This is a genomic window from Microcystis sp. M083S1 (assembly GCF_020246405.1).
GTDB lineage: Bacteria > Cyanobacteriota > Cyanobacteriia > Cyanobacteriales > Microcystaceae > Microcystis > Microcystis aeruginosa_C.
Window position 1 is genome coordinate 1 of record NZ_JADBTB010000203.1, and the last position, 22,240, is coordinate 22,240.

The 22,240-nt window shown below is 42.9% G+C and carries 22 protein-coding genes and 1 pseudogene; 9 read left to right on the forward strand and 14 right to left on the reverse strand.

What is annotated here, in order from left to right; translation table 11 throughout:
• Window positions 1-3: 3 nt before the first annotated feature.
• A pseudogene (locus IM450_RS18550) lies at window positions 4-177 on the forward strand (DUF2887 domain-containing protein); the annotation flags it as partial.
• A gap of 58 nt (window positions 178-235) precedes the next feature.
• On the opposite strand, the gene grrA reads toward IM450_RS18550, so the two are convergent.
• The 3 genes from grrA to IM450_RS18565 form a co-directional block, all read right to left on the reverse strand.
• A complete protein-coding gene (grrA, locus tag IM450_RS18555) occupies window positions 236-610 on the reverse strand; it encodes a GrrA/OscA1 family cyclophane-containing rSAM-modified RiPP (RefSeq protein ID WP_287668386.1) in 375 nt (124 codons plus the stop codon).
• Window positions 611-624: 14 nt separating this feature from the next.
• Window positions 625-1,524, reverse strand: coding sequence for an extracellular substrate binding-like orphan protein GrrP (grrP, locus tag IM450_RS18560; RefSeq protein WP_002803813.1), 900 nt, complete (start codon window positions 1,522-1,524; stop codon window positions 625-627).
• An 88-nt stretch (window positions 1,525-1,612) separates the two neighbouring features.
• Window positions 1,613-2,782 (reverse strand): PQQ-dependent sugar dehydrogenase, encoded by a 1,170-nt coding sequence (locus IM450_RS18565; protein WP_287668382.1) that lies wholly within the window; start codon window positions 2,780-2,782, stop codon window positions 1,613-1,615.
• 490 nt (window positions 2,783-3,272) lie between these two features.
• Here IM450_RS18565 and IM450_RS18570 point away from each other — a divergent pair, with 490 nt between their 5' ends.
• Window positions 3,273-3,995 carry a PEP-CTERM sorting domain-containing protein gene (locus IM450_RS18570; RefSeq protein WP_287668379.1) on the forward strand — a complete coding sequence of 241 codons (723 nt, stop codon included), beginning with the start codon at window positions 3,273-3,275 and terminating at the stop codon, window positions 3,993-3,995.
• Between the two features lie 483 nt (window positions 3,996-4,478).
• Here the strand turns inward: IM450_RS18570 and IM450_RS18575 are convergent, their stop codons facing one another.
• The 5 genes from IM450_RS18575 to IM450_RS18595 form a co-directional block, all read right to left on the reverse strand.
• Entirely contained in the window at window positions 4,479-6,332 is a 1,854-nt protein-coding gene (locus tag IM450_RS18575) for a peptidoglycan D,D-transpeptidase FtsI family protein (RefSeq protein WP_287668377.1), read from the reverse strand.
• Between the two features lie 178 nt (window positions 6,333-6,510).
• A complete protein-coding gene (locus IM450_RS18580; protein WP_002803796.1) occupies window positions 6,511-7,032 on the reverse strand; it encodes a hypothetical protein in 522 nt (173 codons plus the stop codon).
• A 139-nt stretch (window positions 7,033-7,171) separates the two neighbouring features.
• Window positions 7,172-8,536 carry a GTP-binding protein gene (locus IM450_RS18585; RefSeq protein ID WP_287668374.1) on the reverse strand — a complete coding sequence of 455 codons (1,365 nt, stop codon included), beginning with the start codon at window positions 8,534-8,536 and terminating at the stop codon, window positions 7,172-7,174.
• A gap of 178 nt (window positions 8,537-8,714) precedes the next feature.
• Entirely contained in the window at window positions 8,715-9,179 is a 465-nt protein-coding gene (folK, locus tag IM450_RS18590; protein WP_287668390.1) for a 2-amino-4-hydroxy-6-hydroxymethyldihydropteridine diphosphokinase, read from the reverse strand.
• Window positions 9,176-9,886, reverse strand: a complete 711-nt coding sequence (locus IM450_RS18595) for a sirohydrochlorin chelatase (protein ID WP_287668388.1) — start codon at window positions 9,884-9,886, stop codon at window positions 9,176-9,178. The genes folK and IM450_RS18595 overlap by 4 nt, the downstream gene beginning before the upstream one ends.
• A 295-nt stretch (window positions 9,887-10,181) precedes the next feature.
• On the opposite strand from IM450_RS18595, the gene IM450_RS18600 reads away from it, so the two are divergent.
• The 3 genes from IM450_RS18600 to IM450_RS18610 all read left to right on the forward strand — a co-directional run bounded on the left by IM450_RS18600 (window position 10,182) and on the right by IM450_RS18610 (window position 11,268).
• Window positions 10,182-10,481 (forward strand): type II toxin-antitoxin system HigB family toxin, encoded by a 300-nt coding sequence (locus tag IM450_RS18600; protein WP_061433475.1) that lies wholly within the window; start codon window positions 10,182-10,184, stop codon window positions 10,479-10,481.
• The gene (locus IM450_RS18605; protein WP_287724201.1) at window positions 10,468-10,863 is read left to right on the forward strand and encodes a helix-turn-helix domain-containing protein; all 396 of its coding nucleotides are present in this window, start codon (window positions 10,468-10,470) and stop codon (window positions 10,861-10,863) included. The genes IM450_RS18600 and IM450_RS18605 overlap by 14 nt, the downstream gene beginning before the upstream one ends.
• 138 nt (window positions 10,864-11,001) lie before the next feature.
• On the forward strand, window positions 11,002-11,268 hold the full coding sequence (locus tag IM450_RS18610; protein ID WP_149976144.1) for a hypothetical protein: 267 nt from the start codon (window positions 11,002-11,004) through the stop codon (window positions 11,266-11,268).
• Here IM450_RS18610 and IM450_RS18615 read toward each other — a convergent pair.
• Window positions 11,265-12,929 carry a transglutaminase domain-containing protein gene (locus IM450_RS18615; RefSeq protein WP_287668369.1) on the reverse strand — a complete coding sequence of 555 codons (1,665 nt, stop codon included), beginning with the start codon at window positions 12,927-12,929 and terminating at the stop codon, window positions 11,265-11,267. The genes IM450_RS18610 and IM450_RS18615 overlap by 4 nt on opposite strands.
• Before the next feature lie 112 nt (window positions 12,930-13,041).
• Here IM450_RS18615 and cofG point away from each other — a divergent pair, with 112 nt between their 5' ends.
• Both cofG and IM450_RS18625 read left to right on the forward strand, forming a co-directional pair.
• Entirely contained in the window at window positions 13,042-13,929 is an 888-nt protein-coding gene (cofG, locus tag IM450_RS18620; RefSeq protein WP_287668366.1) for a 7,8-didemethyl-8-hydroxy-5-deazariboflavin synthase subunit CofG, read from the forward strand.
• Between the two features lie 436 nt (window positions 13,930-14,365).
• Window positions 14,366-15,679 carry a cytosine deaminase gene (locus IM450_RS18625; RefSeq protein WP_287668363.1) on the forward strand — a complete coding sequence of 438 codons (1,314 nt, stop codon included), beginning with the start codon at window positions 14,366-14,368 and terminating at the stop codon, window positions 15,677-15,679.
• Here IM450_RS18625 and IM450_RS18630 read toward each other — a convergent pair.
• Entirely contained in the window at window positions 15,656-15,997 is a 342-nt protein-coding gene (locus IM450_RS18630; protein ID WP_002742163.1) for a DUF952 domain-containing protein, read from the reverse strand. The genes IM450_RS18625 and IM450_RS18630 overlap by 24 nt on opposite strands.
• Window positions 15,998-16,335: 338 nt before the next feature.
• Between IM450_RS18630 and IM450_RS18635 the strand changes: the two genes are divergently transcribed.
• Both IM450_RS18635 and IM450_RS18640 read left to right on the forward strand, forming a co-directional pair.
• Window positions 16,336-17,331: an L-lactate dehydrogenase gene (locus IM450_RS18635; protein WP_002803774.1), complete on the forward strand. Its 996-nt coding sequence runs from the start codon at window positions 16,336-16,338 to the stop codon at window positions 17,329-17,331.
• Between the two features lie 497 nt (window positions 17,332-17,828).
• Window positions 17,829-20,192 carry a P-loop ATPase, Sll1717 family gene (locus IM450_RS18640; protein WP_287668360.1) on the forward strand — a complete coding sequence of 788 codons (2,364 nt, stop codon included), beginning with the start codon at window positions 17,829-17,831 and terminating at the stop codon, window positions 20,190-20,192.
• Here the strand turns inward: IM450_RS18640 and IM450_RS18645 are convergent.
• The 4 genes from IM450_RS18645 to IM450_RS18660 all read right to left on the reverse strand — a co-directional run bounded on the left by IM450_RS18645 (window position 20,185) and on the right by IM450_RS18660 (window position 22,013).
• Window positions 20,185-20,760: a RipA family octameric membrane protein gene (locus tag IM450_RS18645; protein WP_287668358.1), complete on the reverse strand. Its 576-nt coding sequence runs from the start codon at window positions 20,758-20,760 to the stop codon at window positions 20,185-20,187. The two genes, IM450_RS18640 and IM450_RS18645, sit on opposite strands and share 8 nt — an antisense overlap.
• Before the next feature lie 213 nt (window positions 20,761-20,973).
• A complete protein-coding gene (locus tag IM450_RS18650) occupies window positions 20,974-21,228 on the reverse strand; it encodes a hypothetical protein (protein ID WP_002755102.1) in 255 nt (84 codons plus the stop codon).
• 157 nt (window positions 21,229-21,385) lie between these two features.
• Window positions 21,386-21,799, reverse strand: coding sequence for a hypothetical protein (locus IM450_RS18655; RefSeq protein ID WP_002794980.1), 414 nt, complete (start codon window positions 21,797-21,799; stop codon window positions 21,386-21,388).
• Window positions 21,792-22,013, reverse strand: a complete 222-nt coding sequence (locus IM450_RS18660; RefSeq protein ID WP_002755098.1) for a hypothetical protein — start codon at window positions 22,011-22,013, stop codon at window positions 21,792-21,794. Before IM450_RS18660 ends, IM450_RS18655 begins: the two co-directional genes overlap by 8 nt.
• Window positions 22,014-22,240: the final 227 nt, after the last annotated feature.

Below are 22,240 nucleotides of genomic sequence, written 5' to 3' on the forward strand. Positions count from 1 at the left end.
AGCATGAAAACTGACACGATTTTTTATCAACTCTTTCAATCATTCCCCTCTATCTTCTTTGAATTAATTCAACTCCCTATCAGCGAAGCCAATAACTACCGCTTTGACTCAGTGGAAGTCAAACAACTTTCCTTTCGTCTCGATGGAGTCTTTCTGCCTCAAAATAATCACCCTAGATTTCATCGTAAAACCGGGGTTGGGACGGGGATAAAGTTATCCCCTCACCCAACCTTACTTACCAACGATTTAAGAAACCGCCACCATTACCCCAGCGCGGTCGGGAATTAAAGAAACCACCACCGTCAGACCAACCATTACGCCAGGGCCGCGCATTAACGAAACTACCACCGCGACCATCTACCCAACCACCGACACGACTATTCCCCCAACCGCGATTGCCACCATCTCCCCAGCCTAAAGCTTGTAAACTAGGATCGGCAGTACCTTCCGGCAGTTGGTTAACCCGTTCGCGTACAGCGCTAGATAGACGACTTAAACGCGCTTCAATGGGATTAGCCTCGTCTGAGGCGGCCTGAGCGGTGCTAGTCAGACCGAAGGCAGATAAAGCGAGAAGAAAGCCGACTAAACCAGTTTTATTGCTGATATTCACCTGAATTTATGCTCCTATTTGGCTTCTTGGGGATTAATTTGGGCGTGTTCGATAACTTTGAAGGCAAAAAACCCCTTTAATAATTCTGGGGGGATGGGAACCATGCCTTGACTACCGAACCAGCGATCGATTTGACTAACGGTGGCCGTATCATTGGTGATGTAATCCTGCATCATTTTAACAATGGCATAGTTGACATCATCCAAAAAAGTAGAGTTATTTTCGGGAACCATGCAAGCAATGCCAAAATTAGCTAGAGCTTCTTCGGGGACGATTTCGTAGATTTTAGGGTTATCTCTGAGGATTGTTCCCGCTAAAGAGATGCTATCCCCCGCTATTGCGTCAATTTTACCAGTTTTTAAAGCTTCGAGGGCTTCTTCTACGGTGCTGTAGGTGGTAACAATTGTCGCTTGCGGTTGTACTAATTTAATCACATCCACGGCCGCAGAAGTGGGAACCAAGGCGATGCGTTTACCGATTAGGGATTGAGGAGTGGAGAGATTGCTACCTTTTTTGGCTAAAATCCTAATCCCAGAAATGCTGTAACTGATGGAAAAATCGACAACTTTCGCCCTTTCCCAAGTAAAAGCCGTACTACAAGCGATATCGATGTCCCCGCTACGAATGAGATTAATTTTCTCTCCGGGTTGATTAGCTTCAATCATTTGCAGGGTGACGGGACGACCGAGACGAGTTTCCAATCGTTTTCTAATTCGTTCCAACACATCCATAGAATAGCCGACTAATTCCCCCTTATCATCAATGTAGGAGTAGGGAATCGCATCAAAACGGGTTCCTACGGTCAAAAATCCCGTGCGAGCCACTTTTTCCACCACTGTTTCCGCTAAACTTGCACTGGCGAGGAACATAGGTAATATGCAACCCAGTCCCACTAACTGTAAAATTTTCTTCATAAATCGAGTGCTTGCTCCCGTACAAACATAACTATACTAGAATTCGCTAAAAAATCTTCAGGGCTTCCATAATAATTTCTGTGAACTTTTACAAATTAGATGGCGGTTCAAGGCGAATTAATTGACCGTTACCTTCATCGGTGAGCAGGTATAAAAATCCTTCGGGACTTTGACGCACATCCCGCACCCTCTGACCGATGGGAATCGCTTCTTGATTGATAATTTCACCCGATTTATCCACTTCCAGACGGCGAATATCCCTAGAAACTAAACCACCGGCGAATAAATTTCCCTGCCAATTAGGAAAGCGATTACCAGTATAAAAGACCAATCCTGAAGGAGCGATTGCAGGTGTCCAAATTGTTTTCGGATCGATCAGACCTAGTCGAGATTTTTCGCTGGAAACTGGGGTATTAGTGCCGTACTCTTGACTGGCAGAAACCACTGGCCAACCATAATTTTTACCTTTTTCAATTAAATTTAATTCGTCCGCTCCTTTCGCTCCGTGTTCTGTTGCCCAGACTCTTTTAGTCATCGGATCAAAGCTGATTCCTTGAATATTCCGATGACCATAACTCCAAATTTTAGAACCCGCAAAAGGATTATCTTTAGGTAGAGAACCGTCGTCATTGATGCGAATAATTTTACCTAAATGACTTTGCCGATTTTGTGCCTGTTTTCTAATTAAATCCCCCGCTAATTGTAGGGGAGGATTGCCCCCGTCCCCAATCGCTACCAATAAAGTGCCATCCGGTAGCCATAATAACCGCGAACCGAAGTGTTGAGAGCCAGTTTTTGCCTGGGAAACTTCAAAAATAACCCGCACATCTCGCAAACTTGCACCATCATAAACCGCACGAGCGACGCGGGTACGATTAGCCTCCTGGTCTCCGTGGGCATAAGTTAGATAAATCCAGCGATTTTGGGCAAATTGCGGATGAATTGCCACATCGAGCAATCCTCCTTGTCCGACGGCAAAAACTTCGGGAACTCCAGCGATGGCTTTTGGTTCTAATTTGCCCTCTCTAACCACTCTTAAACGACCGGGACGCTCTGTGATGAGGATTTCCCGGTTAGGTAGCCAAACCATCGACCAGGGATGCTCTAAACCCTCGATTACGGTCACTTTTTGCCATTGATTTGTCTGGGAATTATTCGCCAAAGTTAATACATTTGTGCCTTGACAACTGGAGATAATTATGGTAAGCAAAACGCTGGATACTATAGGCGAGAAAATGCGATTAAGAGAAGTAAGCATTAGTTGGTAACTCCCCATACAAATATTGGTCAATTTTCCCCGACTAATCAAGCTCACCCTATTTTAGAAACTGGGCAGTTTTAAGAAACATTTTAGGCGGTTTGACTTCATTGGGCAATGCGCTCTCAAAAAGAATCCTTACCCTCGTACCCACCGTTAGCTCTAAGGGAACATCGGGTTGAAGCACTGTCCGATCAAATATAGCTTCGAGTTCTTGGAACATTACTCTTGACAGGGTATGGCCTGTTTCTAGTATAATCGCTTCTGTGTGGAGCCTAAACGTTCAATCTATTAGTATTCTTAGTATTCCTATGGTCAATCAATAGACATCCCTAAAAACTTATAAGCGAGTCACAGCAAGAAAGACAGGCAGATTAGACCGAGAGTCAAAATTAGCTCTAAAAACGGATTGATCAGTGCTTGGTGTTGCTGAAATTTTGAAGTGTTGCTATGATTAATCTAGAATCTCTTCCTTTGGAGTATAGAGGCTATGACTCAAAAAATATTAGCAAAATTAATGTCTTTTGCTAGTAGCGATAAGCTAGGATTATTCAAGATAGCGATCGCATCTTCTTGTTTGATGATTGTTCCGCAGGGGCAAGTTAGGGCTGCATCTATTTTCATAGCGAATCATAGCTTTGAAGCCCCGATCATCACTGACCCATCGGGGATTCTCGATACAGGTATAGGTACCACCGGTAACTGGACGTTCGCAGGAGCTTCGGCTCGTGGGTTTATTAATCCAGGCTTAGGTGAAAACGATGTTCCTGGTTTTTGGTACGGTCCATCACCGACTCTTCCTAATGGAAATCAAGTAGCCTGGAGTAACGGGGGAACTATCTCCCAGACACTTACCGAAACTTTGCAAGCGAACACGAAATATACTTTGGGTGTGTATGTCGGACACAGACAAAATGTTGCCTTTGCGGGCTACAATATCGAACTTTTAGCCGGAGCTACAGTTCTAGCCTCTAACAATAGTATTACTCCCGCTGCCGAAACTTTCGCACCTGTCACCGTTAGCTATACCAGTGGTAGCAGCGGTTCTTTACTAGGGCAGGCATTACAAATTCGTCTGACCTCTAATGGAGAGCAGGCAAATTTCGATCTTATAACCCTTGACGCTTCTCCCATTCCCGAACCTTCCGCGATGTTAGGATTGCTAGGTTTCGGACTGTTGGGAATCGGTTCAACGTTAAAACAAAAACGATGAGTAGGGCTTGCTGAATAAATGTTAAATGTAGGCAAGGTAAGGGTTTTGTGGCTTTTCTCGCGAAACAGGTGCAAGATTTTGAGAGAATCGTGCTTCCAAACCTTGCGTCTTCATCGGCCTGCGTCCTGTAGGGGCGAAGCATTCGGGCAATAACCTATCGGTGAAACCGTAGATTTTCTATCCGAATGCTTCGCCCGTACTTTTTGCCGCAAGCCCTAAGTAGAGTTTGCTAAATAAATCTAAAAACCTTGTTAGATAAGGCTTTTAGACTTTTTTTCCCTCAAAAAGTGCCGACCCTTGCAGTGATCGGGGGTAAAATTCAGGTACTTCTTCCCTGAAAATTAGGTAATTGACCACCTGAAAATCGGTAAAACCCTACACCGCACACCCCACACCCCACACCCACGAAAAACTTTTTCAGCAGACCCTATTTAGAATGGGAGTTACCGGACAATTTAGCGGCTTTTCTCCTCAACACTTAAATTAATCATGGCGCGGGGGTTTATTGGTCGCAGAACCGGCCGGAACGACCTTAGATGTGGGGGGGATACCTTTGAGGGAAATGAGCGTATTCATCACCGTTTTTGCCACGGGAGCGGCAACAGTGGAGCCAAAAGTATTGGCACCCTTGGGTTCATCCACCACCACCAAAACCACATAACGGGGCGATTCGATCGGTAAAATCGCGACAAAACTGGTAATTTTGGCGTTAGGTAGATAACCCCCCGTCGGACTAGCTTTTTGTGCGGTTCCCGTTTTGCCTCCGATGCGATAACCAGGGATTTGGGCTGCTACCCCCGTCCCCTTGCTGACGACGGTTTCCATCATTTCCACCACTTGCCGGGCCACGGTGGGAGAAAAGACTTTTTTGCTGGGATAATCGGGCTGCCAGTGCAAACGGCCGCGGTCGTCGGCTAATCCTTTGATCACATGGGGAGTCACTAAGGTGCCACCATTGGCCAGCGCACCGTGCATTTGTACTAATTTTAAGGGCGTTAGGGATAAACCTTGACCAAAGGAAGCGGTGGCCGATTCAATGGCATTATCCAGAAATTCTGGTTCGGGTTTGAGATATCCTGCCACTTCTCCGGGTAAATCTACGCCAACCCTTTGATTTATTTCCAATCCTAATAAACTTTTATAGAAATCAACTCGCCCCATTTTTTGGGCAATTTGCACCATGGCCACGTTACTAGAGGTTTGCAGAACTCGGGCCATATCTAGCGCCCCATAACCCTGTTTAGAGGCATTTTTAATCGTCCAGGGACCGACAGTAATTGCCCCCGGATCATTGACTACTGTATTAGCTTTAATTGCCCCTGCTTCCATAGCCAGGGCGATAATAATTGGTTTAAAAGTTGACCCCGGTTCGTACTGATCGGCTACGGTCCAATTTTTAAATAGAGCCACATTGGCTTTATAGTATTCGTTGGGGTTAAAAGTTGGCTCACAAACTAGGGCTAAAAGAGAACCATCAAGGGAGTCCATGACGATGACAGCCCCTCGTTTGGCATTAAATTTTTTTAGCTGTTCTCGTAGGGCCGTCCTGGCGGCTCTTTGTAGTTTTAAATCGAGGGTTACTTCTAACTGTAATTCATCGAATTGAAAGATACCATCGGGAACAAAAGCTGGTAAAATTCGCCCGTCTCCCATGCGTCTTGTATTGACAGAAAAAGGGTCTCTTTCTAATAACTGACTGGAACCTCTTTCTAATCCTGCTTGGCCACGATGTTCTTTATCTACATAGCCAATCACGTCAGCTGCCACATCGTCTTGGGGATAATAACGAGCGTATTTTTCCTCTAATTCTACACCGTCAAGAGATAATTGTTTTAAGCCCCTAGCCACGGATTCGGTTAATTGATTGGCTAAACGAATTCCTGTTTCTTTTTCTTTAAATCTTTTAATTAGTTGATTAGTGGGAATATTTAATAAAGGAGCTAATTTATCAGCCACTTCTGCTGGGGGAATAGCAAACAGTTTTGGGTGTACATAAAGAGTATAAATCAAGCGATCGGTCGCCAAAACATTACCATTACTATCGACGATCGCCCGTCGGGGAATATAGGGTCTAATACTGGTAGTTTGCTGTTGTCTGGCTCTTTTTTGCAATTCCTGTGCTTGTACTATTTGTAATTGGTACAATCGCCAGGCTAACCCCAAAATACCCATGACTAAAATCAACCACACCGCCACCAATCGTCCGTTACTCAAAGGCAATTTTTTTAACTGTTGTTGCTGTTTTTTGGCGTTTAAATAGGACTTTCTGTCCCGGATCCTGCCAGAGGGCGATCGAGTTTCTTTACCTCTAAATTTGGGTCTTTTTGTGTCAGTCATGAGAAGTATCTTTCAGTGATCAGTGAGCAGTAACCAGTGAACAGTGAGCAGTGATCAGTAACCAGTAATCAGTGAAAAGACAGTAGGAAACTTCTATTTAATACTGCACACTTAAAAACTCACATCTGATAACTTTTAACTTACCCACTGATAACTGATAACTGATAACTGATAACTGTTAATAGGCACTTCTGGGTCGAGAATTGACGGTAGATTGGGGTTGAGAAGCGGGGGCAGGTTTCAGGTTCGGGGCAGATTTACGCTGTAAAAAGATAGTTTGGAAGGGTTGGGGATGAGTCAATCCCGTTTCGGGTTTTTCTGCTTGTTGAGCTAGTTGATGTTTAAGGGTTTCATTGGTGGCCAAAAGATGGCGCTCGTGACGTTGCAGTGTTTCCAGTTTACCAAATTCTTTGTCCCAAACCTTGGGAATATATACCGTCCAAGCATATATTCCCAGAGTCGAACCCAACAGACAAAAAGTAATCACGGCCACTATTCTTTCTAGGAGGCAAAGGGAACGTAATTGACGCGAGGCTAATTGTTTTTGTGTCGGGGCCACGGGAACTCTCTCCACCGATTTAGTCGCCGGTTTAGCCGTTGGGGTCGCCTGATTTACTGGTGACTGGGGACGGCGTTGACTCGCTTGGCTTTTTTGGCGAGAAACGGGAACGGGAATATAGGACTTATGGGCAGCAGACATGATTTTCTCTCAATATTTCTAGCTAGTTGTCGTTGTCAAAAATTAAGTTTCTAAAATTAGGAGTCGGTCATCAGGAGGAAATATTTAATTGATAACTGTTGCCTTTTTTCCTTTTTCCTTTCTACTTTTTCCTTTAAAATCACTGCTCTAGTTCTAGACGTAAACGATATAAAATAGTTTGCGGATGAACTTGAGCGAGAATTTGATTAATCACCGTACTCGGTCCGGATGCCCCCCAACTGCAACCGCGTTCTAGATAGATTTTAGCGGCTTTTCCGATGATATAGGTTCCATAAGCAGCAATTGCCCCCTGTAGGAGAGCGGTGCTACCGTAGAGGGTTAAAGAGGTGGGATTTTCAAAAATACTGGCCGCCGCCGCCGCCGTTTTGCCCAAACCGATAATCACAGTGCTGAGGATTTCCCCCACCAGCAACCCCGCACTACTCAAAAGTAGAGTCCGCCAGAGTTGACCAGCTTGGTGACTGGTAATCGGCAAGCCGTACAAACGAGCTAAAGCCCGAACTAGAGTCAAATCGACGATTGAAGCCCCTAGGAGGTCTAAAATAGCGATCGGATTGGCCGCAATCGCTAAAGCCTTATATTTCGCGTATTGCCAGATAATTTCCTCCGCTTGACTGTCTCGAAGTTCCAGGGTTTTTCTAGCGATATTTTCTTCCGCTTCTTGCCCTTGCACTAAAGCATTTAAGGCCAGTAGCGATCGCCCTTCCCGATTTAAAATCGTTAAGAGTTTATCTTGCAGCTCCTCAATTTGGGGGGGAGGGGTTTCCCACTCAGTCACCACGCGCCCATCGGGGTATTCCACCCGGACGGGAATCGGTTGCGGTTCGGCGGCTACCATAACTATCTCATCGCTAGTTAACAAATCTTCTAACGTTTTTTCATCCCGATTGGTTCCTAATCTCTGTAACTGCTGAAAAATCTGACGGCGATCGGCTTCCGGATAGAGATCAATCTTATTAAACACCAAAATGATCGGTTTTTTAGCCCGGCGCAATTCTCCTAAGGCCTCGTATTCGGTGCGGGTAATATCCCCCGCAACGATAAATAAAATCAAATCGGCACTTTTAGCGACTTCTCTGGCCATATTCGCCCGTGCTTCCCCTTCAATCTCATCCAATCCGGGGGTATCGATTAATTCTATCTGAATTTTACCCGTGGCTGGTATCCAACGCACCGATCGCGGCCAGCGTGTCACCCCGTGCAGAGGGCCAGTTGTCAGGACTTTTTGACCGACTAAAGCGTTTACCACCGAGGATTTACCGCGACTGACTAACCCGAAGGCTGCCACCCGAATCACCGTTTCATCCAGTTTATCTAAGGCCGATTTGAGGGACTGCAAATCCTGTTTAACGGCGGCCTGAAGTTGGGGATCGGGGGGATAATTCCAATGGCGGCGAAAACTGGCATACCAAGTTAAGGCCTGTTGTAAACTAGCTTTAGCCTGATTGTAATGAGTTTCCTCGAGCGATGGGGTCTTGGTCACGGTTGATTTTTTTACTGTTTATTGATGCTGCTGCCTTTATTGTAGGGTTTCGGGGCGGTAACTGAGATGAGGTTATCTGGGGTTAGGGGAAGACTTTTCAGTGATCAGTGAACAGTAATCAGTAATCAGTGAAAAGAAACTAGGGAAGTTTTCCACTAAAACCCTAACACCTAACATCCTACTCCCCCAATCCCAATTGTCCCAATAGCTGAAGGATAGTTTTTCCGGTTACGGGATCTCGCCAATCGGGGGCAATTTCCGCCAGGGGAAGCAGCACAAAGGCCCGTTCTCGGCAGCGGGGATGGGGTATCTGTAATTCGGGCGTTTCTAAGATCAGGTCTTCATAAAATATTAAGTCTAAATCGAGGGTACGCGGTCCCCATCTTTCCCGTCGGACTCTCCCGAATAACTGCTCGATTTCTAATAATTTATGCAGTAAATCTAAGGGCGATAAATCCACTTGCACAATGGCGCAACCGTTGAGATAATTGGGCTGAGGAGGGCCGACGGCCGCGGTTTGATACCATTGGGAATGAGCTTCTAGTTTAATTCCTTTGACTCGCTCTAATTCCCCTAAAGCTTGCCCTAAAATTGTCGCTGAATCTCCTAAATTACCGCCTAAAGCGATCGCTGCCCGCTTCATCCACATCCTTCCTCAACAATAATCTCGGCTAATTCCCCCGTCGCCCCTAAAGATTTACCTAAAAATATATTGACATTTGGATGCTTTTGTGCTAGTTCAAAAACTTGGGCTTCGATCGCGTCCGTAATTGCACCAGCAAAGAGGAAATAGGGCAGTATAGCGATTTTTTGGCTACCTTGAGCAATTAAACTCTCGATTTGTTGGGATAAACTCGGTTCTATCGACCAATAAGCTGTAATTGCTCCAGAAAACGCCGCTAGATTTTCCACTTCCCGATTACCGCCGGGGCGACGACTACCGTGGGACAGTAAAATGCGGTCTTGGTGGCTTAAATCGGCAAATTGTCGGGATAACAGCGATTTTATGCCCTGATAACTGCCTAAATGGGGCTTTAACTCTAGCTTAATTGGCGATCGCACTTTGGCCACGGCTGCGGGAATATCTTCTTTAACGTGAACCCCCGACAGGAGAAACAGGGGGATAATCTGCAACCGGTTACATCCTTGGCTTTGTGCTTGTTGGGCAAAAGCTTCTATTTGTTGATGGAGAGGTGTTATCGCTAATTCTAGGGCGGCAGTCCCTACTAATACCCGATTATCTGCTTCTATAACCGCTATAGATGGGCTAAACTCCGATTTACTCGCCAATCTTTCGGCGGGTTGACTAATTTTTTCCTGAACTAAGGCTGCTAATTGTGTCACCGCCATGGCTGGACGCGGATCGCGACTACCGTGGAAAACCAATAAGTAGGCTGAGGAGGTCTTCAAAGAAATCTTGCCAAAATAGTTTAGTTTTTAGCCTAATACATTTTGTCTCCCTTTAGGCATCAATGCCCCTGATATTCTCAATTTAGCTGGTAAGCGGGAAAACCTCCCCACTAGCCCCAAGTGCTACCATTTTACGGGATGTAAAGTGTGAGCAAATCAGCCCGCCGGCTTGAGTTAGCCTAGGTATTGAGATATAATTGCTATTGACAGAAACTGCCAGAGGTATATTTGTATTATGCGGGTAATTAGCCGTCGAATACTTCGCGATTTCTGTATGACCAACGCTAATTCCTGCGAGTCTCTCTATGATTGGTATAGAGTCGCTAGTAAAGCAGCATGGCAAAATCTAATCGATGTGCAAGCCACTTATAAAAGTGCTGAATCTGTTGGTAATTTCACTGTTTTTAACATTAAAGGAAATCACTATCGTCTAATTGTAGATCTAGTTTATAGCCGACAGACTATCTATATTAAATATATTCTTACCCACGCCGAGTACGATAAAGGAAATTGGAAAAATGATGCTTACTTTTAATTCTAAAACCTATGGAGAATTACTCGCTCACTATCAACCAAAAGCAATCACCACAGAGGCGGAAAACGAGCGAGCGATCGCAATTGCTCAAGAGTTGGAACATCGCTCGGAACTTAGTTTAGAGGAGGAAGCTTTACTGGAGTTATTGATTAGTTTGATCGAAAGGTTCGAGGCAGATAATTATCCAATTCCTGACATAAATCCTTTAGCGACTTTACAACATCTTATAGAAGCTAATGATATAGAATATGCAGAGCTAATTACTATTTTGGGTTCCCCTGACGCAGTGGAGCAAATAATCAGTGGACAACGTAGCATCAATCAGTCAGAAGCTAGGTCTTTGGGAGCATATTTTCGGGTTGATGCCAGTTTATTTACTTAATAAGTACCTAAGCAAAATTAATTACACATCTCAAGGGAAATTGATTTGGCACGACTACTTAACAAATTATTGCGATCGCTTGCCAGGAACTAATTTTCAGCGATAATCTAAAGTCAGAGTCCATCGGGAGATAAGATCATGAACTTTCGTCTAGTTCTATTTTCAGGCCTTGTTACCGCTTTAGTCGGGGCAGGTATCGGTTATGGCATTAGCCGCATTGAACGCAATCCCAGCCAAGTCAACTATAAAAATCCCTATAACTATCAAATCATCTATGGACGTTATTTTGCCGGTGCCGGGGCAGCCTTGGGCTTCTGTGTGGGCGCGGGTTTGCAAATGGTCAAAGAACTCAAAGAAGCCAGAGATAGAGAAATGGGCATCCTAGATGATGGCTCAGAATTCTAGTCTTTTGGGGCTAATTCCTCAAGAATGACGAATTGAACGTGATTAATCGCTAAATCGCCGATGGGAACTTGGGTTTTTAACACCGGTTGTCCTTCACTCAGCATTCGTTCAAAGGGGATATCTTTGGCAATTTCCGTGTGATACCAAGCTAAACCCATAAAGAAACGATTGGGATAGGGACCGCCTTCAAAAATATCATCGGGATTGGACTCCATGGGAACCCAACCGATAGAGGGGAGATAAAATTCCATCCAGACGTGATTGTAATCCGGTTCGAGGGGTAAATTACGTTCGAGGGGATGGGGTGGGCATTTATAACGTCCTACTGTGCGACAGGCAATACCATTGAGACGACACAAAGCCAATAATAAACCCACATATTCGCCACAGGAACCCACTCCGCGCCGCAGGGCAATATCGGGGGTGTCGATGTTGGGTTTGATGCCGTAGGAAAGCTGATCATAGACGTAGTTACGAATACTATAAACTTTTCTGAGGAGATTGGTTTCCCGACCGATCGCTTCTTCGGCAGCATTGAGGATAATTTCTGTATTCATGGCCAGATCATCATTATCGATCAAATAGCGATCGGGAAAATCGGCGGGTAAGGGGGGTAAATCTTCGCAATCTTGGGGGGTAATTTGGTATTTAATTCCCCACACTTCTAGGACTACTTTCCAACCAAAAATATGACGTTGTTTGGCGGTTATTTTATCGAACTTAAATACTGCCACCCGCTGCCCGTCTTGAATTTCTTCAATAAAAGGCAATCCCACCGCTTCGACGCTGCGAATTTTTTGCCGTGGTGTTTCTAAGGGTAAAGCGATGCGCCATTCCACATCTTTTAGTTCGATATTATATAGAGGTTCCAATTCCTCGACGTAGGATAATTCAATCAGATAACCGTTAGAAAGGGCGTATTTTTTAGCGGGATCGTAGTGAAAATATAGAGGATGGACAAAAGTACGCGGACGATAACTAAGTTCGTAAACCTGTTCGGAATTGGGATTATCGCGGATAAAGGGTTCCTGGAAAGCATAGGCCACATATAGGATATCCTTGCCACTGTTCGCATCGCGATAAAATGCTAATCCCGTCGGCGATTCAAAAGGAGTTATCATGCTAAAAAGCTGTTCTCCCGTGGCGCGATCAAGACAGTAAACCGTTTGTTCTAGGGTATCCGTTAACCAAAGTTCTTCCCCGCGAATGGTGATATTTTCGATGCCGATACCAGGCGCGTACAAACGAGTAATTTCCTGTCCCGATTGGCGATCAAATATAAAGATTTGTCCAGAACGTTGACAAGTGACATAAATTGTGTTACCAGTTACGGCGACTCCGTTAGCGGTGTAGGGAAGACGGGTAAAAAATTTCGGGGTAAAATCTTCGAGAGTGCAGCAGTAGAGATTTTCGCGGGTAGTAAACCAGAGGTGATTTTGATCATCGATTGCCAATCCCGTCGTCCCGACGAATTCTTGCCAGCGATGGGAATTAAGTACGCTTGTATGACCATTATCGAGGGCAATTTGGTATAAATAGCCGTTTTTTGCGTCGATAGCGATTAATTTGTTATCTTGAAATACAATTCCGTGCAGGGCTGTGGCGCTAATCGGGCGAATCGTTTGACGATGGGAGGGAAGACTGGCAGGATCGAAAATCATAGGAGGAAGCGAAAAGGGAGGGTGTTTTTAAGTGAATAAAACAGCAATTCTCCCCACGATAGCAAATTTTATCGCCCTTGAATGCTCGTAATGAACTGCAATCCCGAAAAAAATGTCAAGAATTGTCACCTATAGTCCCTCTCATACCCTTGTACCTACCTACGAGTGTTTCAATCGTTGCAGTTATTGTAATTTTCGCAGGGATTTAGGCACTGATGGCTGGTTAAGTTTAGACAAGGCAAAAGAGATTTTAACTGCTTTGCAGGGTTCGGAAATTACGGAAATTTTAATTCTTAGCGGGGAAGTTCATCCTTTAGCAGCCAATCGAGAGTTATGGTTTCGGCATATTTATAATTTGGGAGAATTGGCTTTAAATATGGGTTTTTATCCCCATACCAATGCAGGTATTTTAACTTTTGCCGAGATGGAAAAACTGAAAAATGTCAATCTATCTATGGGTATAATGTTAGAACAAATGACAGTGACTTTATTAAATACTGTCCATCGTCATGCCCCTAGTAAAGTGCCATCCCTGCGCTTAGAACAGTTACAATGGGCGGGAGAATTAGGAATTCCTTTTACCACGGGGTTATTATTAGGAATTGGTGAAACAGAATGCGATCGCTTAGTAACCTTAGAAACTATTGCCACTATTCATCAACGTTGGGGACATATTCAAGAAGTGATCCTACAACCCTATAATCCGGGTAAAAGAGAACAGTGGCAAAATAATCCTTTTGATCTGCAAAAATTACCCGATCTGGTTAGACAAGCGAGGGAAATTTTGCCCCCAGATATTGTCATTCAAATTCCCCCGAATCTAGTACCCGATCCTCTTTTTCTCTTGGATTGTTTAGCGGCAGGAGCGCGGGATTTAGGCGGTATTGGCCTTATCGATGAAGTTAATCCCGATTACCTCCATTTACACCCCGATAAATTAAAGGAATTTTTAGCAGTTTATGGCTGGGAATTAAAGCCACGCCTACCGGTTTATCAGTAAACATTAATCAGGGAAAAGATAGCACTGTTAATGCCATTGAACACTCCTTACTTAATACCCCTTAATTGATTATTATTCATTCTTAATTCTCCTAACGACCGACGACCGAGGCTGCATCTCATTTTTGTACATCTACCAATTGGGATTTTGACGGGGAAACTCTCGGCTAAGATTGGGCATTACTTCCGATTTTATCACTCAATCCAAGCTTTTGGGGGGTTCTACCCCCCAAACCCCCCGTTGGGGGCGTGGCGCCGCCCCCAAACCCCCCGCGCATTAGTTTTTCGGTGGGATGCTTACACGCAGCTGCTGATACATTTGTAATCATCTAAGAGTTACTGATAATTGCTGATTGTCGGTATTCCTGCAAATGTGAGATGCACCGACGACCGACTCCTAACCCTAACAACAATTTTTGATTTTTACCAGAGGTCTTATGATTCCCTCAAGCGAGCGCTACTGGCTCAAAAATGCTCATATTCCCGTTTCCCTGCTAGAAAATGAGAGTTTCTCTCCCCAAAACGCCGAGGGATTAACCTTAGTTAATCTGGAAATTAATGACGGTAACATTAATCGCATTACCTCAACAATCCCCCCCGAAGATAATATTCCCGTTATTGACCTCAAAAAAAAGATTGTTTTTCCTTGCTTTGTCGATATGCACACCCATCTCGATAAAGGTCATAGTTGGCAGCGTTGTCCTAACCATGATGGCACTTTTGACGGCGCCTTAAAAATGGCCCTAGAGGATTCCCGACGGGAGTGGCGCTTAGAGGATGTGTATCGTCGCATGGAATTCGGCGTTAAATGCAGTTATGCCCACGGAACTGCGGCTATTCGCACCCATATCGACTCTTTTGGTCAACAGGCACAGATTAGCTTAACTGCTTTGGCAGAATTGCAACGACAATGGGCCGGTAAAATCACCCTGCAAGCGGTTTCTCTAGTTTCCCTTGACTACTATCAAACCTCCGAAGGAGCGGCCTTAGCCGATAAAATTGCCGAATTTGGGGGCATATTAGGGGGAGTAGCCTACACAAATCCAGATTTACAGGCACAAATTGATATTACCTTCAAATTAGCCCAAGAAAGGGGTTTAAATCTCGATTTTCATCTGGATGAAAACGGCGATTCCGATTCTACCTGTTTAGCAGCGATCGCGCGTACTGCTATCAAAGAGCAATTTGACGGACAAATCATCTGTGGTCACTGTTGCAGTTTAGCGGTACAATCCCCTGAAATAATCCAAGAAACCCTAAATTTAGTCAAAAATGCGGGCATTGCTATCGTTAGCTTGCCGATGTGCAATCTCTACCTACAGGATCGTCAAGAGGAAAAAACCCCTTTTTGGCGCGGGACAACTAAGATAAAAGAGATGAAAAAAGCGGGAATTCCGGTGGCTTTTGCCAGTGATAACTGTCGCGATCCCTTTTATGGTTTTGGGGATCACGATGGTTTAGAAGTCTTTACCCAAGCGGTGCGGATTGCCCATCTCGACACACCCTACGCTGACTGGGTAAATAGTGTCACCCTCACCCCAGCAAATCTGCTCGGATTGCCCCATTTAGGGCGCATTAAGACGGGTCTAGAGGCAAATTTGTTAATTTTCAAGGCTCGCTACTTTAGCGAGCTATTATCGCGACCACAGTGGGATCGCCTTGTGATTCGGCGCGGGTTGAGCATTGATACTACTCTCCCCGATTACCAAGAGTTAGATGATTTAGTTCTAGGAATTGAGCAACTCCTGTAGGGGTTTGACAAAAACCACCGATTCTAGGTTGATAGCACCATAAATATGGGGAAAGGTCTCTTTTTCTAGCTCTAAAGTGGCATTTTCTGGGTTAGGATGTTGGGGCTGCTCCCATTTGACCGGGGACTGCAATTGTTCAGGAGAAATGGCTAAAACCAGCAAGTCTGGCTGATTTTGATAAAAAGCGGCCACAACTTTCGGAATTTGTTCTAAGGTGGAGCAATGGATAAATCCCTCATTTTTTAGGGAATACGCCCGATATTCCCCCATTTCACGAGCTATTTGCCAACCTCTTTCTGTAGTGATGTGATAGATCATCGGTTCGCCTCCTACTGTAACCTTATTCCTAATTTTAGGATATAGCCTGAAGCTGTCAGCAGCCCTCAATTCTCTTAAACTAGGGGTCAGGGAATCAAAGACAAGAAATTCGTCCGACCAATTAAGTAGGTAGGCGTTAAAAGTTGTCAGACACCCCCCTTATCAAGGGGGGCAGGGGGGATCGAACCTAAAATCCATTTTTAATTTAATTATAACCAGCTACTTACCAGAAAAAAATTGCCGATAATGGCCTCAAAATCTCTTGATAGTCTCTTTTTACCTGATATTAACCTTTTCCCCTTAAAATGAGCTTACCGAGCCAGTAACTGCAAAAATCTATGCTAGATAAAATATTTACTCCCAATCCCTACGCTGAAAAACCCGCTCCTCTGCGTCCTCGCAAGGGGGTAATTATCGGTGTTGGTCAGGTGGGGATGGCCTGCGCTTACTCGATGTTAATTCAAGACTGTTTTGATGAATTAATTCTGCAAGATATCGCCACGGATAAAGTCGAAGGGGAAGTGATGGATTTAAGGCACGGAATGCCTTTTATTGAACCCACAGACTTGAAAATGGGAACCGTGGCCGATGTGGGACAAAATGCCGATGTGGTGATTATTACTGCCGGGGCTGCCCAAAAAGAGGGAGAAACCAGATTACATCTCCTTGAGCGAAATGTGGCGATTTTTCGCCGTATTCTGGAGGATGTGGCTGTTTACTGCCCCAGTGCTTTGATTTTGGTGGTGAGTAATCCCGTCGATATCATGACCTATGTTACCCTGAAAATCACCCATTTTCCGCCTTCTAGGGTGATTGGTTCGGGTACGGTGCTAGATTCTGCCCGTTTACGCTCTCTTTTATCCACCCAACTCCATGTAGATGCGCGTAACGTCCACGCTTATATTATCGGTGAACACGGGGATAGTGAGCTTGCTGTGTGGAGTTCGGCCAATATCGGAGGAGCAAGGTTACTAGAAGGAGATTGGCAGGATTTAAGCGCAGCCGACCAAGAAAGCTTAACAGAAATTTTTCTTCAGGTTAAAAACGCCGCCTATGAAATTATCAAACGCAAGGGTTATACTAGCTATGCGATCGGTTTAGCTACCACGGATATCGTTAAAGCGATTTTACGTTCCCAAGAAAGAATTCTCACTATTAGCACTCTCCTTGATGGTCAATACGGTCTCAAAGATGTGTGTTTAAGTATTCCCTCGGTGGTTAACGAGAAAGGAGTGATTAAAACCCTGAATCTTGCTCTTAGTCCCAGAGAAACGGAACAGTTACATAATTCGGCCAAAATTATGCGCGATTTAATCGATCAACTCAAAATTTAACTTAGGGTTGGCTGAATAAATCTAAAAACATTGTTGGCTAAGATTTTTAGATTTTTTTGCCCTCAAAAAGTGCCAGACATAAGAGCGATCGAGGGGAAATTTTAGGCACTTTTTCCCCGAAAATTAGGTAATTGTGGGGTGGATTGAAGAATTAGTGCTAGACTTCCCGAAAAGTCTATTTTATTGCAGCTTGTTGTTAGGAATCTACTTAAAAGAGGTTGTTTAATCTGGCTAATACGCTTTTGGTTATGATACGCGGAAAAGTTCCGGCGATGGCCCTAAAATGGGGTGATATGCCGAAAATTTCCGTATAATCAACAGTTATGCTCCTCCGTCCTTGGTGGTGACAGTCTTTAAAATGACCCATCAATATTAAGTATGGAGTTGTCGTGAGGTTGCTTTGGAGGCGGCAAGTTGTTGGGAAATACGCTAGGATAAGTAGCTAAATATAATTTGATACCAGCGTTATAGCGGGTACTTCATAAGGAGTTAGTAGCATGAAAACTGGTTTTTTTGCTTACAGTGGTCAGCCTAAATCAGTGGGGGAGTCAATTGAAGAAGCAATTATGCTTGTCAATAATTCTGGAATTGCCTTACTAAAGTCTTGGAAAAGCTACACTGTCAACGGTAAGCTCATCATTGATGAGGTAACAAGAGCCATTGATGAATCAGACTATTTTTGTGCTGATTTAACAGGCTTCAGTGATAACGTTATTTTTGAGCTTGGATATGCGATAGCAAAGAATAAATTTATATTTTTAATACTTGATTATTCACACAATGAATCAGTAAGGCGATATAAAGAATTTTCATCTTTAACAACAACTGGTTATCACAAATATGTTAATAGCTCTGATATTTTACAAGCTTTTACCTCTTTCATCTCAGACTCTAATCCTTATAAAATTCAAAGACAAAGACAAGGTGCTGGGTTTAGTAAACCTTTGCTTTTCCTAAAGAGTCAGTTTGATACCCCATATAGTCGTGTTATTTCCAATAAAATTTCAGATTACAAAATCCCTTGTACTATAGATGATTCATCAGAAAGTAGAGTTCAACCTATTGAGTGGTATCTAGAGCAATTGAGTAATGCTGCTTTAATAGAGTTCTCTGCAACATCTCGAAAGGGACACGAACTCCAAAACTCCAAATGTTCGCTCGTTGCTGGTTTAGCTTTAGGCTATGATCTAGAGCTTTTGATGCTTGCAGAAAAACCTTATGAAGTTCCAATTAATTATAGAGATTTTTTAATTACATACGATAATAAACAGCGATGCGAAGAGATAGTTTCTGAATTTCTAGATCCTTTAAAGAAGCGACTTTTAGAATACTATTCACAGCAGAGCATTAGTCGGGAGATCAAGAAAAAGACAACAGATTTTCAACAAATTAGTTTTGGCGAATTTTTGGCAGAACACGAAAGTGAAGAATTACCAGATTACTACGTTGAAACGTTCAGCTTATCAACACTTATTAAGAACGACTATAATATAGTGATTGGAAGAAAGGGAACAGGAAAAACTGCGACACTATATTCTTTAAAAAGCCTTTTGGAAAAAGATTCTAGAAATCATGTTTGCTTAATTAAGCCGATAAATTTTGAAATAGATGCTTTGGTTAAAATATTACAAGTTCCTTCAGAAGAATATGAAAGAAGTTATCTAGTTGAAAGTGCATGGAAACTCTTAATTTATACTGAAGTTGCCAAGTCAATTTACCTAAAAATTAATCTGAAACCATTATATGCGCTCAAAAAAGCTGAGATGGATTTTAAGAATTTCGTTGAGGAAAATGCTGATCTATTCCTAAAGGATTTTTCTGAAAGATTAGAAGAGGTATTAGAGAATATTCGTAAAACCAATATAATTAATGCGGGAGAAAAATTTTCAGATTTCAAAATAAGATTGGCTGAGGTTATACATGAAGAAACTTTAGCTACTATAAGAAATCTATTGTCGGAGTTATTTGATAAAGACAGAAAAATTTTAGTACTTATCGATAACCTCGATAAATCATGGAAGAAAGGTAATAAACTTAATCTACAAAGTGACTGGATTTTAGGATTGCTTGGTGTTACGGGAAGAATTGTCAGGGAACTATCTTCATTTAGGGTTAAAGGTCAACAGAAAAAAATAGATTTTCATCTGACTATTTTTCTAAGAAGTGACATATTCAGATACATTCTCGATACAGCTAGAGAACCTGACAAAGTTGAATATACTAATCTGCTAGAATTAGCCGACAAAGATGTTTTGTTTAGAATTATAGAGCAAAGATTTGTTGAATTAAGTGGCAACGAACTGCTTGCGGAAGGTTTATGGGACAAGTACATTGTTAAAACAGTTGATGATATTCCTATAAAAGATTATATTTATGAGAAATTAATACCACGACCGAGAGACATTATTTACTTCTTTAAAAATGCTCATGAGAAAGCTATTTCTAGAGGTCATTTGACCATTGAAGAAGAAGATATAAAGTCGGCTTATAAGAACTATTCATCATGGGTTTTTACATCAATGATGGTTGAAAATGGTATTACAATAGATCAGCTTAAAGAATTTCTCTACCAATTAGTTGACTGTCCACAAGTGATTGATAGAGATACTTTATATATTGCTATGTGTGATGCTAACTTGTCTGATTCAGAGGAGTTTTTAGATTATTTAATTGAGCATTTATCATCTCTTTCAATTCTTGGTAAAGAAGTCAGAGAAAACCAGTTTGAGTTTGAGTATGCCTTTGGCAACAAAGGTCTAATTAATGCAAGATCAAAGAAACTAAATTCTCAACGATACAAAGTTCATAATGCTCTCGTTCCACTGCTTAACTTGAGTAATTCAACCGTAACAGTTAACTGAAAAGTTTGACCAAGGAGTAAACTAATAAACATAGATAAGGAACGGCAAGAATTATGGGAATGTACTGCTCAATTGCGGTCAAGCGAAAGTAACGTCGCCTGTTCTTGTCTTCTTTGAGAATTTTCCACTCCATGTCATAGCACGGGAATGGTAAGTGAGTTTCCATATCATGAATAACTTTGAATTTTAGTGAATTAAGCTGTTTGTATGAATTGATGTTTGCAGACCAGGCTACGCAGAGGCATAATCCAAGAATTGCAGTGGTGAGAAGAACAAAGCTCTGTGGACCTTGAAAAAGCTCTTTATTGCTTGTGATAGAAAGTAAAGCTAGAAGAGCAGACAGTATAGATGTGTAAAAACTGGCTGTTTGAACCCTTCTTGAACTTACTCTGTCTGCCATCTCGACGTAGAGCTTATATTGCTCTAGAAGGTGGGTTTTGAATTCACTACCGTAGTTTTCCCTCAAAGAAGCTCTCGTATCTTTGCTAGATACATTTATTTCGACAGTTGGTTTTGTACCTTGCTCAGAAACTGGATTTGAACTTGCGTCAAGTTGCTCGTCTTGCATATTTAACTTTGCTCCAAGTCATAAACTAGGTACACAATATCACCTTTTCCAAGGTCAAGGTGTTGACCTTCAAATCATAGATCAGCGATCGCCGCTCTGGTAGTTAATGAAATGTAACGCACCTCTTTTTTCTCTAGCCGTAGTACCATGCTCATTCATTGAAGCAAGTGATTGTAAGCTAACGGGGTTTTTTGATTTTTGAAAAGGCGATCGTTAGTTACCGTCCTGACTTAAAAAATAGCCAACTGCACGCTGAAGCTGTTCCATCCCTTGTTGCAGTTGGTCAATACGAGCCTTAGATTCCTCCATTTGTTGAGCAGTAGCTTCCACAAACCGATCAATACGCCGATTCGTTGCCTCACTGATTGCTGCTAATCTGTCAATATTGCTTTCTATTCGCTCTATTCGCTGCTGACTTGCCTCTAGACTGGCTTCAATACGGTCTAACCGAGAACTTTGCCACCACATTTAGTTAACACCTTGAAAATAAGCGATTATTGTCCTCAGTTTAGCAAATCTTTAGACAAATTAATCTCTTTTCATAGGGCGATCGCTTGAGGCGAAACTGCGATCGCTGGTTGCTTAGTTAATGAAATGTAACGCACATATTTTTTCTCCAGTCAAACTATTTTTGACTAATCTCGAATGCTAAGTCGTATCTGTAAAAACAGACATCAAAGGCAAGAAAGAAGTTCATCTGTCCTAGTATTAGCGGCGCATATTTATCTTGTGTCCAAGCAAAGGCTAAATCTACGGTGGGGAATTGCTCAACAGTAGCTTTAACAACCAATGCACGAGCTTCAAATCTAGCTAAATTACCTCCTAATGGCAGAGATAGCCTTTGATTTTCCCAGACTGCACCTAAAGCTAAACCCATTTCATAGGGCAACACATTAACACTAGAGCCAGTATCCAAGAGACCCGAAACATTCAAGGATTGACTTTGATAAGTTAATGTCAATGGTAAATAAGGAAGCGCACTTAATGCCCCAAGACTAGAATCTACCTCAGTGAAAGCAAATCTTACCTTATTAGCCATGAGTCAATTCTTGTTTCTCTTTTAATGCTTGAGCAAGAATGGCGGCAGCCTCAAAAGAGTCATGTAAACCTTGTCTAGGGAGATCATCTTCAATAGACATCGGTACAATACCAGAATCCTTGAGCAACTCGGCTACAAGAAAGTTAAGTAATAAGAGCTTATCGGAGTAAGACAATTGCTTTAGCAGGGGCGCAAATTGAGTAGTTGTCAGCATGGATTCAAGAAAGTTACGGATTTTGACTTTCTGCACTTTGTCTGAGTATAACACCACCTTTGCGCTAATCCCTGCCCCAAAAGCAGGCTAACTTTGCCGTTGGACAGAAATCCCAGAAATGTTCGATCTAATCTTTATAGTTCTTCGGTTTGTGTCAGTGCGATGCCGAAGGCACTGGGTAGCAGTACGCCGCTCTGGTAGTTAATGAAATGTAACGCACCTCTTTT

What these genes read in the sequence shown, in the direction of transcription:
- IM450_RS18635 (WP_002803774.1), top strand. Translation starts at nt 16,336, where the DNA reads ATGCTAGATAAAATATTTACTCCCAATCCCTACGCTGAAAAACCCGCT.
- grrP (WP_002803813.1), bottom strand. Translation starts at nt 1,524, where the DNA reads ATGAAGAAAATTTTACAGTTAGTGGGACTGGGTTGCATATTACCTATG.
- IM450_RS18660 (WP_002755098.1), bottom strand. Translation starts at nt 22,013, where the DNA reads ATGCTGACAACTACTCAATTTGCGCCCCTGCTAAAGCAATTGTCTTAC.
- IM450_RS18625 (WP_287668363.1), top strand. Translation starts at nt 14,366, where the DNA reads ATGATTCCCTCAAGCGAGCGCTACTGGCTCAAAAATGCTCATATTCCC.
- cofG (WP_287668366.1), top strand. Translation starts at nt 13,042, where the DNA reads ATGTCAAGAATTGTCACCTATAGTCCCTCTCATACCCTTGTACCTACC.
- IM450_RS18645 (WP_287668358.1), bottom strand. Translation starts at nt 20,760, where the DNA reads ATGCAAGACGAGCAACTTGACGCAAGTTCAAATCCAGTTTCTGAGCAA.
- IM450_RS18640 (WP_287668360.1), top strand. Translation starts at nt 17,829, where the DNA reads ATGAAAACTGGTTTTTTTGCTTACAGTGGTCAGCCTAAATCAGTGGGG.
- IM450_RS18630 (WP_002742163.1), bottom strand. Translation starts at nt 15,997, where the DNA reads ATGATCTATCACATCACTACAGAAAGAGGTTGGCAAATAGCTCGTGAA.
- folK (WP_287668390.1), bottom strand. Translation starts at nt 9,179, where the DNA reads ATGAAGCGGGCAGCGATCGCTTTAGGCGGTAATTTAGGAGATTCAGCG.
- IM450_RS18575 (WP_287668377.1), bottom strand. Translation starts at nt 6,332, where the DNA reads ATGACTGACACAAAAAGACCCAAATTTAGAGGTAAAGAAACTCGATCG.
- IM450_RS18600 (WP_061433475.1), top strand. Translation starts at nt 10,182, where the DNA reads ATGCGGGTAATTAGCCGTCGAATACTTCGCGATTTCTGTATGACCAAC.
- IM450_RS18615 (WP_287668369.1), bottom strand. Translation starts at nt 12,929, where the DNA reads ATGATTTTCGATCCTGCCAGTCTTCCCTCCCATCGTCAAACGATTCGC.
- IM450_RS18570 (WP_287668379.1), top strand. Translation starts at nt 3,273, where the DNA reads ATGACTCAAAAAATATTAGCAAAATTAATGTCTTTTGCTAGTAGCGAT.
- IM450_RS18650 (WP_002755102.1), bottom strand. Translation starts at nt 21,228, where the DNA reads ATGTGGTGGCAAAGTTCTCGGTTAGACCGTATTGAAGCCAGTCTAGAG.
- IM450_RS18580 (WP_002803796.1), bottom strand. Translation starts at nt 7,032, where the DNA reads ATGTCTGCTGCCCATAAGTCCTATATTCCCGTTCCCGTTTCTCGCCAA.
- IM450_RS18565 (WP_287668382.1), bottom strand. Translation starts at nt 2,782, where the DNA reads ATGCTTACTTCTCTTAATCGCATTTTCTCGCCTATAGTATCCAGCGTT.
- IM450_RS18605 (WP_287724201.1), top strand. Translation starts at nt 10,468, where the DNA reads ATGCTTACTTTTAATTCTAAAACCTATGGAGAATTACTCGCTCACTAT.
- IM450_RS18610 (WP_149976144.1), top strand. Translation starts at nt 11,002, where the DNA reads ATGAACTTTCGTCTAGTTCTATTTTCAGGCCTTGTTACCGCTTTAGTC.
- IM450_RS18655 (WP_002794980.1), bottom strand. Translation starts at nt 21,799, where the DNA reads ATGGCTAATAAGGTAAGATTTGCTTTCACTGAGGTAGATTCTAGTCTT.
- IM450_RS18595 (WP_287668388.1), bottom strand. Translation starts at nt 9,886, where the DNA reads ATGGCGGTGACACAATTAGCAGCCTTAGTTCAGGAAAAAATTAGTCAA.